The organism is Aquimarina litoralis (assembly GCF_039523995.1).
GTDB lineage: Bacteria > Bacteroidota > Bacteroidia > Flavobacteriales > Flavobacteriaceae > Aquimarina > Aquimarina litoralis.
In genome coordinates, this window is sequence record NZ_BAAAGE010000003.1 from 836,274 (window position 1) to 852,705 (window position 16,432).

Consider the following 16,432-nt stretch of genomic DNA (forward strand, 5'->3'; position numbering starts at 1 on the left):
CATCAGGAAAGGCTGTTTTTTTATATAATCGTTTCTTTTTTACGGTAAAACTATAAAAATATGTAAGAATAAGACTACATTATTTTGTTGTTTGACTTTTTTTTGTGTATTTTGTTGAAAATAAGTAGCATTTCATCTGATTTAAGCCCCAAAGTAAATAGTATGAATAAAGCAACCTTTACCGTATTAGTTTTCTGTTTTACAAGTTTTTTTTGCTTTTCGCAAAAAGAACTTACTGGAATTGATCTTTCCGAAATTAAGACATTAAAAGATTCTTTGTCTTTCAATGATAAAGTAACTAAACTTCAGCAATTTGTTAATGAAGATCGTCTTGATATAGCAGAACCTTTAGCCAATCAATTGATTGATATTGCAAATGATATCGAATATACCAGAGGATTAGGTTTAGTATATAGATTAAAAGGAGTACTGAATAATGAATTAAATAGATATCTGGAATCTAACGAAAGCTTTGAAAAAGCAACATTCAATTTTCAAAAAATTGAAGATAAGAATGGGTTAGCCATGGTAAGTAATGATAGGTATATCATAGAACGTAATAAAGGTAATATTGAAGAGGCAGCTAATCATCTGTTAGATGCTAAATTACAGAGAGAACAACTAAATGATAGTATTGGACTTACTGCAGTATATAATAACCTAGCAATTATTTATAAAGAGTTAAATGATATCCCGAATGCTGAGAAGTTTTATCTTAAATCCATGAAGATGGCTAGAAGACTTAAACTTAAAGGTGTTGGTTTAACGATTAATAACTTAGCTTTACTTCATACCGAAGGCGGGAAATTAGAAGAAGCTAAAGTACTATTAAAAGAAGCATTAGAGATTAATAAAGCAGAAAATGATTTAAGACATACTGCACAGTCTTATAGCATTATGGCAAAGGTAGCCATGTATGGTAAAGAATATGAAAAAGCGAAAAGATTCTATGATACCACACAATGTGTCGGAACCCAAGCTAATTTTAAGCTTATTGTTCATAATGCAAAACAACAATTAGGAATCATAGCTTTAGAACAAAACGAGTTCAAAAAAGCAGAGGAATATCTGAAAGTAGCAAGAGAAGACCTTATAAAATCTAATGTTACTTCTCTAATTCTTAAGAATTACAAATATTCTTTTAAACTAGATTCTACAAGAGGAAATCTGCTAGGAGCGATTGCTTGGCAAAAGAAATATCAGGAACTTTCTGATAAGCGTATGAATGATCTAACAACCAAAAAAGTAGAGAATACAAAGTCTAGATATGAAGCACAGTTAGAGCAGCTTAGATTACAAGACGAAAAGGAAAAAAAAGAGCAACAAACCAAAGAGCAATTATTTAAATATAGATTAATGACATTTATTAGTCTAGCGGTAATAGCAGTAATTCTAGTGTTTATGATCTTGATAATTAAAACCAGAAAAGAAAGGAAAAGATATATCAAAGAACTTAATGAGTCTAATCAGGTTAAAAATAAGCTGTTTTCGATTATATCACACGATTTGAAAAACGAAATACACGGTTTGGAAAGTAGTTTAAATTTAATGAAGGAAGATGTAATTTCTACGGAAGAATTTAAAGAAATTGTACCATTATTGGCTAATAGAACACACCAAACATCTATTTTGTTGAATAATCTGTTGAATTGGTCTAAGTCGCAAATGAAAGAATTGAATCCTAAACCAACAACTTTTGATATTACTGAAGTTATCAGTAATAAGTTCACGTTTTTTAGACCTAAAGCAGAGAAAAAAGATATTCAACTGATTAATCAGTTAGGATCAGCTAAGATTTTTGCGGATAAGGATATGTTTGGCATTGTAGCGCAAAACTTAATTGCTAATGCCATTAAATTTTGTAATTCTGGAGATTCTATTGCATTGACAGCGAGAGAAAAAGAAGACTTTTATGAGATTTGTTTTGAAGATACGGGAGTAGGTATTGATCCAGAAAATTTAAATAAGCTATTTGCAGAAGATACTTTTACAACTAATGGAACGGAGAATGAAACAGGAACTGGTCTTGGGCTCCGAATCTGTAAAGAACTAATAGAACTTAATAGAGGCAGGATAGAGGTAGAAAGTATACCGGGAAAAGGAAGTACTTTTTGTGTGCAATTACCTAAAGCTGCCTAATACTTATATTTCTGATATAAGGTAAAGATCTATCTTGTTATCTCAATTACAAAAGGGGCTAATATCTGTCTGTTTTAGACATATACAAATAGTATATTGAATATCTATTATAAACATATTACCCATTTAATAGCTTTTATGAGCTTTGTATTTGTGCTTCGTGGACAGGATGATATCAATAATCATTTGTGGTATCAAGGTCATATCGAGGGAACAGAAGAACTTCATAAAGCTCAACAATTTCTGAATCATTTGGTAGCTGTTAAGAAAATAGACAGTGCACTTTTCTTTTCAAAACAAGTGATATCTGCAGCACATAAGTATAAAGATTCGGTGGTTTTAAGTGATGCTTTTATCAATCAAGGAGAAGCATATAGTCAACAAAATGAATATTATTATGCTGGGCAAAGTTATAAAGAGGCGATAAAAATTCTAAAGAAATTAAAAGACAAAGGACGTTTAGCGAAAGCCTATAAAAATCTTTATTTTTTAGAGTATTATAGTGATAACTTAACAGTTGCAGCCGAACATTTACTGGAATCTCAGACATATTATACAGAAGTAAACGATAAGAATGGTATCGCTACTGTGAATAATTATCTAGGCGATTTATATGCTAAATTAGACGATTTTGATTTGGCAGAGCAATATTATAACAAAGCTATTGCTCAAATGGAAAATATAAAGAATAAAAAGGGAATTGGTCTTTTTATGAATAATTTGTCGTTTCTGTACATCAATAATAAAATGCCAGAAAAGGCAAAAAATATAGTTGATGTAGCTTTAGATATTAATAAGAATGATAGTTTACCAGTATACACAATTTATTCCTACTATATTCTTGCGAAAATAGCACTTTATGAAAAAGAATATACCACTTCAGAGAAGTACTACGATACCGTTTTAAGTATAGGCTCTAAAACTAAGCATTTCGCATTAACGATACCTTTGATAATCTCGAAACAACAAATGGCAAAAATAGCTCTAGAAACGAAACGTTATCAAGAAGCGGAAGTCCTATTAAATAATGCCAGAGAAGAGTTTTTGTCCATAAAAGATATTGATCCAACGGAGCATTTATTGGCCAATTATAAAATAGCTGCCGAATTAGATTCAGTTCAAGGTAATATCTATAAAGTCCTTGCTTGGCAGAAAAAGTCTCAAGAGCTTTCTGAAAAAAAGAGAATTAAAATTTCTGCAGAGAAAATACAAAGAGCAGAGAAAAGACATAAAGCGGAAATCGAACATTTAAAAATGATCGATGAAAATGAAAGAAAAGAAAGAGATAATGAAGCAAAGTTATTTAAGTACAAAACTTTTGCATTAGGATTGATTTCAGTTTTAATTGCTGTCTTAGCCTTCCTGATGATAATTTTTAAAACAAGAAAAGATCGCAAAAAGTTAATCTCTCAATTAAACCATTCGAATGAAACAAAAAACAAGTTGTTTTCTATCATCTCTCATGATTTGAAAAATGAAATTCTAGGTTTAGATGGAAGTCTAAATCTGTTAAAAGATAATGCGATTTCCAACCAAGAATTCAAGGAGATCATTCCAATTTTGGCTAATAGAACGCATCAAACTTCTATTCTTTTAAATAATTTATTGAACTGGTCGAAATCGCAAATGAAAGAGCTTAATGCAAAGCCAGTTAGTTTTGATATTAATGAAGTGATAGAGGATAAGTTTACTTTTTTTACTCCCAAAGCCGATAAAAAGGATATCAAATTGATCAATAGATTAGATCCTACCATGATTTTTGCGGATAAAGATATGTTTGGTATTGTTGCGCAGAATTTGATTGCAAATGCTATTAAATTTTGCAATCCTGGTGATTCTATAGCTTTAGTTTCTAAAGAGAAAGAAGACCATTACGAGATTTGTTTTGAAGATACTGGAATAGGTATTGACCCATCTAATCTTCATAAATTATTTGCCGAAGATACATTTACTACCAAAGGAACTGGCAATGAAAGTGGAACAGGCCTAGGGCTCAGAATCTGTAAAGAGCTGATAGAACTTAATAGAGGTAAGATACAAGTAGAAAGTGTTTTAGGAAAGGGAAGTGTTTTTTGTGTTACCTTACCCAAAGCGGCCTAATCTTATTTATCCATTAAACTTCTAAACTGATAAAAGAAACGTTCTATTAGACGTAGATCTTCTGTTATTATTTCTACAGAACCACGCATTTCCTGTTGGAAAGGAATCTTTTTATTATAAGTGGTAACTAACTCTTTAGGCAGTTTTACATCGATAAGATATAATCCATCTTTATCTGGTAACATGGATATATAATCTACTTTACCTTGTAGCATACCGAATTCATCATCCGGAAAATTTTCTAGTTTAATATTGGCTTTTTGGCCAATTTTAATTTTACCAGAATTTTGAGTGGGGGCTTTTATTTTGGCAACATAAGATAATGAATCCTGAATAGGGATTACTATAAATACAATATCTCCTGCAGTTACATTTTCATTTTCGAATCGATAATTAGAAAAAGAAACTCTACCTTCTATATCTGATTGCAATAAATAACGAAGTTCCCAATCTTTAATACTTTTCTTTAGTTGATCAAAAGACTGTATTACTTTATTTCGTAGATTGATTTCTTCTCGTTGTTGATTAAACTCTGTTCCCTTCGAGTTTTTTTGTACTGTACTGATTTGCTCTTTTATTTGGGAAAGTTGATTGGTATAATTTTTATAATTATTCTCAAATTGTGAGTATTCAATCTTTGATTGCTCATATTCTTGTTGAGAAATACTTCCTTTATCAAACAATTCTTGTTGCCTATCAAAAGTCTTTTTTCTTAAATTTAAAGTTCTTTGCTCAACTCTTTTCTGATTTAAAATACTTTCTTGCCTTCGGTAAAGTTCGGACAGAGATATCTGATTTGCTAAGTTTTCACCAGAAAACGGTTTTAGTTCTTTGTTTAGAATGTACTCGATATAGTTGTTTTCGAAAGTAGCATAACTAGTCTGAATGTCACCAAGTTCTAATAGTGGAGGCATTTTTTCAAAAGGAAATTTAATCTGTTGGTTATTGATTTTGATGGTGTCAATCACCCTTTTAAGACTAAAAACGTCAAGGTAGTTCGCTGTGTTTCTTAAAATAGCCAAGGGAGTTTTTTCTGGAACAGTATCACCTTCCTTAACTAAGATTGCTTGTATTTTTTCACTTACATTTGCCTGTTCCTTTTGCAAAGGGACATCGGTTGTAATAACTGCTTGTGCAGGAATCGTATCCGGATATTTAAGCATCCAGGAAAGAAAAAGTAATAGTAATATTAGCATTAGAATAAGAAGGTTTCCCCATCGAATCATCCAATGGGGTACACGAGTTAGAATTTCCTGAACTTCCTCACTTCTTAATTGTATGTCATCTAAATTATCTGGCATTTTATTTTCCTAATTCTAATTGATTTTTAACTAAATTATAATAGCTTCCTTTTTCTTTAATTAAGGATTCATGATTTCCTACTTCTATAATCTCTCCTTTGTCTAATACTACGATTTGATCAGCATTTTTAACGGTACTTAATCTATGAGCTATCACCATCACCGTTTTATCTTTAAAGAAGGTATCCAGTTTTTCCATGATAACTTTTTCATTATTGGCATCCAATGCAGATGTCGCTTCATCAAAGAATAAGAATTTTGGATTTTTGTATACCGCTCTTGCAATAAATAAACGCTGTTTTTGTCCAGTGCTGAGACCAACACCTTCCATCCCAATTTTAGTATTGTATGATAGTGGCAACGACTCTACAAACTCTTTGATATTTGCCACATCTACTGCGTGTGCTAATTTTTTCTTGTCTACATAATCTTCGCCAACGGCAATATTGTTGGCAATAGTATCATTAAAAATATATCCTTCTTGCATCACAACACCAAATTGATCTCTCCAGGCTTTTTGTGATACGTTATTTAAATCATGAGTGCCTATAAAGATTTGACCTTCATCTGGTTCATAAAACTTTAGAAGAAGTTTCATTAGTGTAGTTTTACCACTACCACTAACACCTACAACTGCAGTAATTTTATTGGCAGGAATCGATAAATCCAAATTTTGTAGCACAGGCTTATCTGAACCAACATATCTAAAACTTAATTTTTTGATTTCAAAACCAGAATTTTCAGGCACCTCTCTTATCTTTTCATCACCAGACTTTTCTTCATCTTCTTTGTTGTGAATTTCACCCAAACGCTCTAAAGAAATTTGTGCATCTTGTAATTCTCTTAAGAAATTGATTAATTGAGTAATAGGAGCGTTTAATTGTCCTACAATAGAAGTAATGGCTAACATCATCCCTAATGTAATATCCCCGTCGATAACAAGAACGGCCGAAAGAACAGTAATCAAAATATTTTTTAGTTCATTAATAAATGCAGAACCAACACTCTGATATTGCTCTAGTGCAAGATTTTCTATGGATATTTTAAATAGTTTGGCTTGTACAAATTCCCAATTCCATCGTTTTCTTTTCTCGGCATTATGCAATTTTATTTCTTGCATCCCATTTACCAATTCGATCACCTTACTTTGTTCTTCACTAATCTGAGAGAAACGTTTATAGTCTAATTTTTTACGTTTTTTGAAGAAAATAAGTATCCAGGCAAAATAGATAGCACTACCTACAGCAAAAACAGAAAATATGGAGAAACTGTAGTAAATAAGAACAATACTAAATACAATTAGGTTTACCATGGAGAACAACACATTTAACGAAGACATGGTAAGTATTTGTTCTATCCTTTTATGATCGTTAATTCTTTGTAATAAATCTCCTGTCATTTTTACATCAAAATAGGAGATGGGCAGATTCATTAATTTTATAAAGAAATCAGATATTAGCGAGATATTAATTCTAGTACTTAGATGCAACAAGATCCAACTTCTTAGTACATCGATCAACGTACGACCTATAAATAGAGATAACTGTGCTATTAATACAAGGTATACAAAATTAATATCTTCATTTTCAATACCGACATCAACAATACTCTGTGTAAGAAATGGAGTTATTAATTGGAGTAAACTTCCAGCTGTTAATCCAAGTATTAGTTGAAAGATGAATTTTTTATATTTAAAAACGTATTTTGAAATGAATTTGAATCCGAATTCTTCGTCTTCCTCATCTATATTATCATTATAAAATTTTGGTGTAGGTTCTACCAATAATGCAACACCTTCTTCGGTCGTTTGATCGGCATTATTACCAATCCAAGCTTTGATAAACTCTTCTTGTGTATATGTAATCAGACCGTGAGCAGGATCTGATACGTAAATTTTCATTCCATTTTTTTTGGTAGATTTCACTTTGTAAACCACCACGTAATGAACCTTATTCCAATGAACGATACAAGGTAGGGGAACCTCTAACAATTGATTTAGAGAAAGTTTCACACCCAAAGATCTAAATCCAATACTTTCCACCGCTTCACTTAGTCCAAGTAAAGAACTCCCTTCTCTAGTGGTTTCGCTTAGAGATCTCAGTTTCTGAGTATTCAGTACTTTTCCGTAATGTTTTGCTATGATTTTTATACAAGTAGGTCCACAATCTTTTGATTCGGCTTGTTTGTAAAAAGGAAATTTTGGCATTAAAAATTCTAATTATGAGTGATGAGTTGTGTTACAAAGAAAAGTAAATCTTTTCGATTTTGCTATCAAACTGATCTGAGTTCCTAAATTATATCTATATATTAGTTTATGTAACATAGGATTTGTTACCCACCTAAAATGATTTTTTAATATTGCATGGGTGTGATTATAGGTTTTTATGCTAATTGAGATACTTTAATATCTTCGGGTTCAAGTATTTCCAGTAACAATGTTTTTTCAAGTACAAAAGAGAGCATTTTTGTTTTAAAATCGATAAAACCTTCTCCAAATTGCTTAATGAAATCTTGGTCTTTGTGCAACTCATCATGTAATTCCTGAACAGAAACGGGTTCTAGGAAATATAGTAAAATGCTATGCCAGCCCTCAAGATACTTTTTGTCTTTTTTTCCACTATACGGAATAGTAAATTCTATGGTCATAGGATCGGCATCAAAATCTATGACACAATCTTTGTTTAATGAAAACTTGGTATTTAGTAGTTCTTCTGCAGTTATATTTTCTACAAAATCATAGAAATCAAAGATTTTTTGTAATCTTGGTACTTCGATTTCATTATCAAAACCTTCATTAGGAAAAAGTTTGTGAAGTTTATTTTTTAGATGTTTATAATATTCAGGGAAATGATATTGGAGCCTTGCTTCAATTTGTTCACAAGCAAAAACAGATTTTTTGGCAAAACCAATACAGTGAATAAACTTAGAGATAAGTGGAATGGTACTGAAATCTATAATTTCTACAAAGTTTGGTTGGACATCTTCAAATAAGTATTGTACTTGTAAGTTATTCTTCTCAGCAATAGCGTAACCTAGTTGTTGCTCAAAAATAGTATTAAAAATTCCAACATCTATATTATTGAAGTGATGTTGATTGCCTTCTATTAAAAGTTTAGCTTTTTCATGAAGTTCTTTGAAGAACTCAAGTTTTTTACCTCCTATAAAGCCTGCATTATGAGCTAAAATGTTACCATTTTTGTAATAACTTTTGATTAATTCATCAGGAATGGTTTCAAAATTAGAAAGCATATACCTGAATGTCTTTCCATATCCAGGAAAATTAGTTTCTACATTCTGGGTAATGATATCGTATTGGTCATCATCATATGGAATTTTGTCCCAAATAAAAATATCATTGTCTAGATGAATAAAAGGTTCGTTTTGATCTGCACAAGTAACAAGTTTACCAAAAGCCCATAATTTTGGATGATGATGGTTGATTTTTTCCAGATTTGTATGAATGTTTGAGTATGGTAATTCTAAAAGACCATTAAACAATTCTTTTCCTCTATTATCGGTAAACAGTTCGTTTTTGTCATAAAACCTATTGATCGTTAATGCACTTAGTGCAAAGCTGTAAAAGGCATATTTTTGATTTGGCCAACCTCCATTAAATCGTGCATTTGCATCATCAGAGTTGTGGTAGGTTGGTTTGGTCCAGAAACTTTGAATTATTTTCATGATATGTGTGAGTTTAAAAAGAGGGTGTTTCAGACACCCTCTATGAATAAAGTAAGATAATTAGATCTTAATAACTTGGCTTACACCAGCTATTTAAATCAGAATCATAGTACAGGTACTGTCCATTAATCCAGGATCCATGAGGAGGATACATTTTACCAGAAGGACAACTAGGTACGGACCAGTTATCGTAACCACCAGTAATCTGCTTAGCCTCTTTTCGGCCTAAGATCTCACCTTTAATCTTCTTTAAAATTTCCGATTTTTTCATCTTTTAAATGATTTAAAATTAATAATGATTTGATAGTATACTATACCTATATAATACGCCTAAATGGCAAAATGTTACCAAGAGAAAATCTACTTAAACGTTGTAGTGTTAATAAGTTATGAAATATGTTGTTTTTTTAACATGTTTTCAATCAAAATCATTATGATTTGAGTGGTATTTTGTGAGATTGAAATTATTTGAGGCAACACGCTGATTACATGTTCTTCTAGTGAGAAACCTTTTTTAATTTAAAAAGTAAATAGGAAGAGTTAAATTTTAAAATTTAAGGAGCTATAATCTATGTTTTATAGGTTTGTATTGTTTTTTAAGAGTATTGCATTGTAAAATTTTAGCATTTTTTACTTTTATTTATTGCTTTCCAGTTCTCTACTCCAATAAATATTTTTTTTAATCACTTTAGCAGGTATGCCAGCAGCGACACAATTTTTAGGAATGTCCTTGGTTACAATTGCTCCTAAGCTAACTATACTATCATCCCCAATGGTTACTCCCTTAAGTATGGTAGCTTTGGCACCAACCCAAACGTGATTACCAATAAAAATACTTTTAGCGTGATTTACTCTCTTATTAGTTTGTAGATCAAATATGCCATGAGAATCACTAGTACGAATCGAAATGTTGTCAGAGAACATACATTCTTTTCCAATGATAACTTTTAGATTTGGTTCAGTGACCGCTATATGGGCTTGCTCTATTGTTGTAAAATCACCAATATTCAATACGCAATCAGTGTGTTCCATCCATAATATAGCACTATTTATCCTGCAGTTTGCTCCAATTTCTAAGAAGTGATTATCTCCCTGAATTTTAATAAAAACGTTATAAATGATACTATTTTCTTTGATTACAATCGTATTGTTATTTCCGTTAATATTTATGTTATGGTTAAGAAGCTGACCTTTATTTTCAATTTTATTGTTTTCACCCTTAATAGCTCGTATAGTATGACTATTGTTTTTTTTACGACGTTTATTTAAAAAATGTAGCATTGTTTTGTTTTTTGTCTAAACTTCTAATTTTTTATCAAAAAAGGAGTACTCATAAAGCACTCCTTTTTAAAATACATGCGCGTTTTTACTAATTAGCGCAAACTCAACTTGGTGGTGGCAATTCCTTTTTCATTCTGGATTTGTACCAAATATAATCCTCTTGCTAGTTCTCCTATTTCAAAATTAGTTCCAGCCTCAAAGTCACCTTCAAACTTTTTTGCAAGTGCTCCGGTGATATTATATACAAATACTTTTTGTACAGATTCATTGATGCTAAAAGCTGTTTTTGCAGGATTCGGATATGCATTAAAACTAAGAATGTTGTCAATATCAGGAGTACTTAAACTTTTTTGTTCGTTAGCATATACTTTAAATTCTCCTGGTTGTAAACTGATGACTGCATTTACATCGGTAACCTCGATAGAGGCTCCGGTATCATCTAATAAATCATACCAAGTACCAGTTTCCTGAAAGCTTGGATTAATAGAAAGCGTATTTACTCCAAAGTTTCCAATAATCGTTACATATTTTATCTCATCACCCGTGGCCGTATCATCTGTTAAATGAATTTTCTTATCTGCAGTTGATGATCCTGATAAGGTAAAGTTATCGGTTTTAAATATTTTCTCATTCAGTTTTAGGTTGATTAACTTAGCATATATGTCGTATACATCAGTTCTATCTGCAACATTTAAGTAATCCCATCGGATTGGCTTAGGGTTTGTTCTACATCCATTATCAATGGATCCGTCTTCACATCGATTGATACTAAAACCATATCCTAGTTCTCCAAATTGCCATATCATTTTTGGACCAGGAACCGTAAAGTAAAACGCTCCTGCAAGCTCTACTCTGTCTAATGCAGTAGATAAGTCTGTAACATCATATGTAGGAGCATTGGTGTTATTACCAAATTGAACATTTTTATACATTAATCGCTCTTCATCATGGCTTTCCATATATGAAATTGCAGAAGGACCGTCAAAACCTTTTACTGCATAGGATACGCCTGAAAAATTGGATTTACCATTATCATGGTAGCCCATTGTAGACTCATTGTAAGGATCGGTTTGTTTGTTCCAAAGTAGTATACCTTTACCTTCATTAGCTCGATAATCAGCCCATTCCTTTTCCTCGGCTATACCTCCTAAATGTTCAAAAATGACATAAAAATCAGGATCAACATCCCATTGATAATCAGCGTATTCTTTTAGAATATCAACTCTATCTTGTTGAAAGGCATTAGTACAAGCATCGTTAGAGGCTGTACAGTTTTGAGTAAATCCTTTGGTTAGATCCCATCTAAAACCATCTACATTATATTCTTCAATCCAATACTCAACAGTTCTTTTTACATAATCTTGTGTAGCTTGTTTACTATGATCAAAATCATTAAACACACTAAAAGAATGTGTTGCTGTCTGGTTGAAGAAAGGGCTATCTGCACTGGCTTGTCCTCCATAACCGCCACCAGATGTATTCCACATTCTATAATATGGATTTTGACCTGTAGCATGGTTATATACTACATCTAAAATTACAGCAATTCCTCTAGCGTGACACTCATCTACAAATTGTTTAAACGCTGTAGGAGTACCATAGTATTTATCTAAAGCCATATGAAAAGAAGGGTTATATCCCCAACTAATGTTTCCGTCAAATTCTGAAATAGGCATTAATTCTATGGCGTTGATACCTAAGTCTTGTAAATAGTCTAGTCTATTTTTTACGGCATCAAAAGTATGTAAATTGTCGAAGTCACGGATTAATAGTTCATAAATAACTAAATCTGTTACTTCTGGTTTTTGGAAATTTGTATTTTGCCATACATATTCAGCTTCACCCGTTTTAAACCATGAAACAGCGTCATTTGTTTTTCCTGTTGGATAGCTCGGTAAATCAGGGAAAGTAGCATTGTCGATAAAAGCATCATTAAATTCTGATAGTATCAGAGTAGAGTAGGGGTCTGCAACCGAAATGGATGCATCTACCACATACTGATAGAGTATATCCGAATTATTGGGCATATCTATCGTGATCCAGAATCTATCCTGCGCACTGTCTTTATTTAATAAATAGGTGTTGTCTAAACTCCAGTCATTACCATTAAAGTTACCTTTAATATGGACATAATCTTTTCCTGGAGCAAAAAACACAAATGTAGCAGAGGTACCATCTAAGTTTAATCCGTCCTCCATTCCGGCAGGAACTGCGGCTTCTGTGACTACAGGTGTTGTAATTGCTGAGAATGTTTCTGATAGTGAATTAGATGTTCCAGTTTCTGTAGCTACAAGTTCAAAATCAACACCTTCTGTGATTGTATAATTGTTTGTGTAATTTGTAATACCTGTTTGCGTATCTACTGACATTCCATTAGCAAATAGTTCAAAATCTGCATTAACAGTAGTAGTAGCAGAAATAGCCAAACTACTACCGCTATCAATAATACTAACAGCATCTGTTGGGGTATTTAAAGTAAGTTGAAAAATCCCAACTTCGAATAGATTGTCCTGAGTTTTATTGTCTCCAGTTCCGTCCTGAGCTTTTGCTAACATTCCAATTCTCCCTATTCCTGTAGCTCCGTAAAACGTAGTAGGAGTTAAGGTGATAGAGTAGGTTCCGTCTCCATTAGCTGTAAATACTTGTGGAGTTGTAGTGTTTGATGAATCTGTCCAATCTCCATTGTTAGGAGCATTGCCAACAAAATTATCATTAAGATCAAAATACCATGCCCATAAGTAAAGATCGGTACTTCCCCAAAGGCTAAGATCAATTCCAGAAACTGTAATGGTAATCTCATCATCTTCATTAAACGCTGCAGGGTTTACAGTAAATGTGGCATTCTGTTGTTGCGCTTGAGTTGTTATTAGTCCCAGAAAGAAAATAAATAATAAAGTAAATTTTTTCATGACGTTATGTTTTTAAAGTAAAAAGGCTGTTATACAGATAACAGCCTTTTTATAATATTTGTTAAACTACTGAGGAGTTAACGTATATGTATAGTTGTTAGGATTGCTTAGATCTAAAGTAACTAAGTAGGTTCCTGCAGTATCTACACTAAGGTTTCCACCGTTAAATCCTAATTGACCATCTTCCGCACCAGTACCAAAATTATCCTGTGGATCATCCCAATTATCGTTAGCTCTAAACTTGAACTCATCTACGGTAAGATCGATAATAATACTCCAGGTTCTAGACGCAGCATCATAAGTTAAATCAGTATCACTTCCCCATCCAGTTGGAGTAGCAGCACCGATGATACCCCATACTTGTCTTCTTGCAGACCAAGTAATGTTTTCAGGATCAGTAAAATCAGCATCTATTTTGTAATAACCAGCTTCTGCTACTCTCATATTAGATTCTCCATCTTGTACTAAAATTCCAGAAGTACCACTTCCATCAGCATCTCCATAATCACCATCAAAACTTGTGTTTGTTGGTAAGATTTTAAACTCTGGGCTAGGATTATTTAAGAAAACATATCCTTGGAATGCAGTAGCTCCAAATTCTGCAGCTTCAATGGTTGGTAAAGTTGCAGCAGGAGTCCAATCATCTCCATAACCACCTGCATTAAGGAAGTTTCCGATCACAAAAAGTTTAGGAGCCTCTGTAGTAAATGGAGTTACTACCACTATTCTAGATTCAGAAACTTGAGGATCTCCAGTTCCTACAGTAGCAACTACTCTTACTTCTACACTTGAAGGTTCCTGAGGAGGTAATCCTAAAGCTAATGCCGCATTGTTAAAAGAATCAACAGATACTGGGATCTGTAGAGAATTACCACTACCTAATTCTTGTGCATTAGCAAACTGATTTCCTTCCGCATCTACCTCAATCGTATAGTTGGTTGCAGAGTCGAAGTTGAAATCTGCATCTGTAAATGTAAACCTTTCGGCCAATAGGTCTTTGGTTTCAAAAGTAAATACATAAGAAGCACCAGCTTCTGGCGCTGTTATTACAGGCGCCTCAGCTAATTCAAAAATTGGTCTATCTTCTATGTTATCGTCACTTGTACATCCTATAAATAGAGTACTTATTACAGCTAATGTTAAAAATATTTTTTTCATTTTTATTTAATTTTTTTAGTAACCAGGATTTTGAGTTATGTTTGGATTTGCTACCAATTCTGTAGAAGGAATTGGGAAAAGACTAACGTGTGGAGGTAATGGAGAACCGTTATTGGCTCCATTTTTAAATGGCCATAAGAAAGTACCTCCAGTAAATTTATTAAAACGTATTAGGTCGGTTCTTCTTTGACCTTCCCAATACAATTCTCTACCTCTTTCATCAAGAATAAAATCTAGAGTAAGGTCTCCAGTACTTACATTTCCAGCAGTACTACCGTAAGCTCGTTCTCTTAATTGATTAATGTATCCAACAGCTTCTGTAGGAGTACCTCCAGCACCACCTCTAGTTACAGCTTCAGCATAATTTAAATATACTTCACCAAGTCTAAACATATGGAAGTCAGCATCTACATGAGTCCCTGTTCCATCAGATCCAGGTTGTAAATCTACTCCCACGTTTCTCCATTTTTGAATAGCGTATCCATCCGCATAACTGGAAAGTGTAGCAATATCAAGAGTTTGACCATTCGTGTAGAATTTACCTCTCGAATCGTTCCAAACTGGTTGTGTAGCAATTGATATCGCCATTGCAGGAGCGGGAACTACAGTTCCATTATTGGTGATAACACCAGTAAGGAAATCATATATGTATGCCTCATTAGCATCAAAAGCCGGGTTTGTATTGTTTTCATCAGATCCCAAATATTCGAAATCTCCATCTGCATCAAATGCTTTTAAAGTACCAGCATCGTCTGCTAATAATCTTAAATCGTTATCGTATTCGTAGATTTCAAAGGAACCGCTGCTGCTACCAAAAAGATCGACAAATACTGAAGTCGTTCGGATTCCAAACCATCCTCCATCGATTCCAAAAGCTCTAGGTCTAATATCACCTCCAATAGGAGCATGCGTTAAAAATGTAGTTCCACCAAAAGATTGAGTGTTGATTCCATCAAAAGCAACACTAAAAATGCTTTCAGTTTGTGATCCATTAATGTTATTATCCGCTAAAAACAATTTTTGATAATCATCTACAAGGCTATAGCCAGCTGCTAAAATTCTATTCGTATATGTTAAACTTTCCGTATATCTTTCTGTTCCAGTATATACTTCTGCATTAAGATACAGTTTAGATAACAGCATCCATACAGCTGCCTGATCGGCTCTTGGATACGAATTAGTCCCAGGAGCAGGCATTTCAGATTCGATAGCTAATAGTTCTGATTCTACAAAATCAAAAGCTTCTTGTCTCGTAATTTGCGGTGGAATATATCCAACAACAGGATCTGCCTCTGTAAAGAAAGCGATATTTCCAAACATATCTATTAAGTGATAATGACTTAAAGCTCTTAAAAATCTGGCTTCAGCTCTGAATTGTTGGATTTCGGCTCTCAATGCAGCAGAAACTCCTCTGGCATTTAGTTTGTCATCTGTAGTTTGTCTTAAAAATTCATTTACCGAAGAGACCTGAAAGTTAGCTCTGTCGTAAAATGCTCTTACAAAAGCATTACTCGAAGTCCACTGACCAAAGTTTAAAACAGGTAAATCTGGATCTCCCCATGCAATAACAGCTTCATCGGTTGGCAATTCTTGTAATTGCCAGAACCCTCTTAAATATTGACCAAAACCAGCGTCTATACCAGAAATATCACTATTACCAGGCCCTAACTGTCCACTAACAGCCAATCCCGAATAAAGTTTTCCTAGGGATTGCAAATATGCTTCATCAGAACTAAAGAACTCATCCGTAGTTTGGTTCTGATCATCATTAACTTCTACATCTAGGTCATCGGTACATGATCCCATAGACAATAGGAACGCGCAAATACCAATGTGTACTAAGTTTTTAAATTTTATCTTCAT

Annotated in this window: 10 protein-coding genes; 2 read left to right on the top strand and 8 right to left on the bottom strand. The window is 33.0% G+C overall.

Annotated elements, in window-relative coordinates:
- Window positions 1-162: 162 nt before the first annotated feature.
- The gene (locus ABD077_RS17975) at window positions 163-2,139 is read left to right on the top strand and encodes a tetratricopeptide repeat-containing sensor histidine kinase (protein ID WP_343913624.1); all 1,977 of its coding nucleotides are present in this window, start codon (window positions 163-165) and stop codon (window positions 2,137-2,139) included.
- Between the two features lie 138 nt (window positions 2,140-2,277).
- Window positions 2,278-4,239, top strand: coding sequence for an ATP-binding protein (locus ABD077_RS17980; RefSeq protein WP_343913625.1), 1,962 nt, complete (start codon window positions 2,278-2,280; stop codon window positions 4,237-4,239).
- Between the two features lie 2 nt (window positions 4,240-4,241).
- On the opposite strand, the gene ABD077_RS17985 is transcribed toward ABD077_RS17980, so the two are convergent.
- The 8 genes from ABD077_RS17985 to ABD077_RS18020 form a co-directional block, all read right to left on the bottom strand.
- Window positions 4,242-5,540 carry an HlyD family secretion protein gene (locus ABD077_RS17985; protein ID WP_343913626.1) on the bottom strand — a complete coding sequence of 433 codons (1,299 nt, stop codon included), beginning with the start codon at window positions 5,538-5,540 and terminating at the stop codon, window positions 4,242-4,244.
- A gap of 1 nt (window position 5,541) precedes the next feature.
- On the bottom strand, window positions 5,542-7,746 hold the full coding sequence (locus ABD077_RS17990; RefSeq protein WP_343913627.1) for a peptidase domain-containing ABC transporter: 2,205 nt from the start codon (window positions 7,744-7,746) through the stop codon (window positions 5,542-5,544).
- A gap of 176 nt (window positions 7,747-7,922) precedes the next feature.
- Window positions 7,923-9,221, bottom strand: coding sequence for a DUF6734 family protein (locus ABD077_RS17995; RefSeq protein ID WP_343913628.1), 1,299 nt, complete (start codon window positions 9,219-9,221; stop codon window positions 7,923-7,925).
- 67 nt (window positions 9,222-9,288) lie between these two features.
- Window positions 9,289-9,492 (bottom strand): hypothetical protein, encoded by a 204-nt coding sequence (locus tag ABD077_RS18000; protein WP_343913629.1) that lies wholly within the window; start codon window positions 9,490-9,492, stop codon window positions 9,289-9,291.
- A 365-nt stretch (window positions 9,493-9,857) separates the two neighbouring features.
- Window positions 9,858-10,502 carry an acyltransferase gene (locus ABD077_RS18005; protein WP_343913630.1) on the bottom strand — a complete coding sequence of 215 codons (645 nt, stop codon included), beginning with the start codon at window positions 10,500-10,502 and terminating at the stop codon, window positions 9,858-9,860.
- A gap of 92 nt (window positions 10,503-10,594) precedes the next feature.
- The gene (locus tag ABD077_RS18010) at window positions 10,595-13,411 is read right to left on the bottom strand and encodes an alpha-amylase family glycosyl hydrolase (RefSeq protein WP_343913631.1); all 2,817 of its coding nucleotides are present in this window, start codon (window positions 13,409-13,411) and stop codon (window positions 10,595-10,597) included.
- A gap of 66 nt (window positions 13,412-13,477) precedes the next feature.
- Window positions 13,478-14,569, bottom strand: coding sequence for a SusE domain-containing protein (locus tag ABD077_RS18015; protein WP_343913632.1), 1,092 nt, complete (start codon window positions 14,567-14,569; stop codon window positions 13,478-13,480).
- Between the two features lie 15 nt (window positions 14,570-14,584).
- Entirely contained in the window at window positions 14,585-16,432 is a 1,848-nt protein-coding gene (locus ABD077_RS18020) for a RagB/SusD family nutrient uptake outer membrane protein (protein ID WP_343913633.1), read from the bottom strand.

Coding starts and splice junctions, on each gene's coding strand:
- ABD077_RS17975 (WP_343913624.1), top strand. CDS start 163: ATGAATAAAGCAACCTTTACCGTATTAGTTTTCTGTTTTACAAGTTTT.
- ABD077_RS17980 (WP_343913625.1), top strand. CDS start 2,278: ATGAGCTTTGTATTTGTGCTTCGTGGACAGGATGATATCAATAATCAT.
- ABD077_RS17985 (WP_343913626.1), bottom strand. CDS start 5,540: ATGCCAGATAATTTAGATGACATACAATTAAGAAGTGAGGAAGTTCAG.
- ABD077_RS17990 (WP_343913627.1), bottom strand. CDS start 7,746: ATGCCAAAATTTCCTTTTTACAAACAAGCCGAATCAAAAGATTGTGGA.
- ABD077_RS17995 (WP_343913628.1), bottom strand. CDS start 9,221: ATGAAAATAATTCAAAGTTTCTGGACCAAACCAACCTACCACAACTCT.
- ABD077_RS18000 (WP_343913629.1), bottom strand. CDS start 9,492: ATGAAAAAATCGGAAATTTTAAAGAAGATTAAAGGTGAGATCTTAGGC.
- ABD077_RS18005 (WP_343913630.1), bottom strand. CDS start 10,502: ATGCTACATTTTTTAAATAAACGTCGTAAAAAAAACAATAGTCATACT.
- ABD077_RS18010 (WP_343913631.1), bottom strand. CDS start 13,411: ATGAAAAAATTTACTTTATTATTTATTTTCTTTCTGGGACTAATAACA.
- ABD077_RS18015 (WP_343913632.1), bottom strand. CDS start 14,569: ATGAAAAAAATATTTTTAACATTAGCTGTAATAAGTACTCTATTTATA.
- ABD077_RS18020 (WP_343913633.1), bottom strand. CDS start 16,432: ATGAAGATAAAATTTAAAAACTTAGTACACATTGGTATTTGCGCGTTC.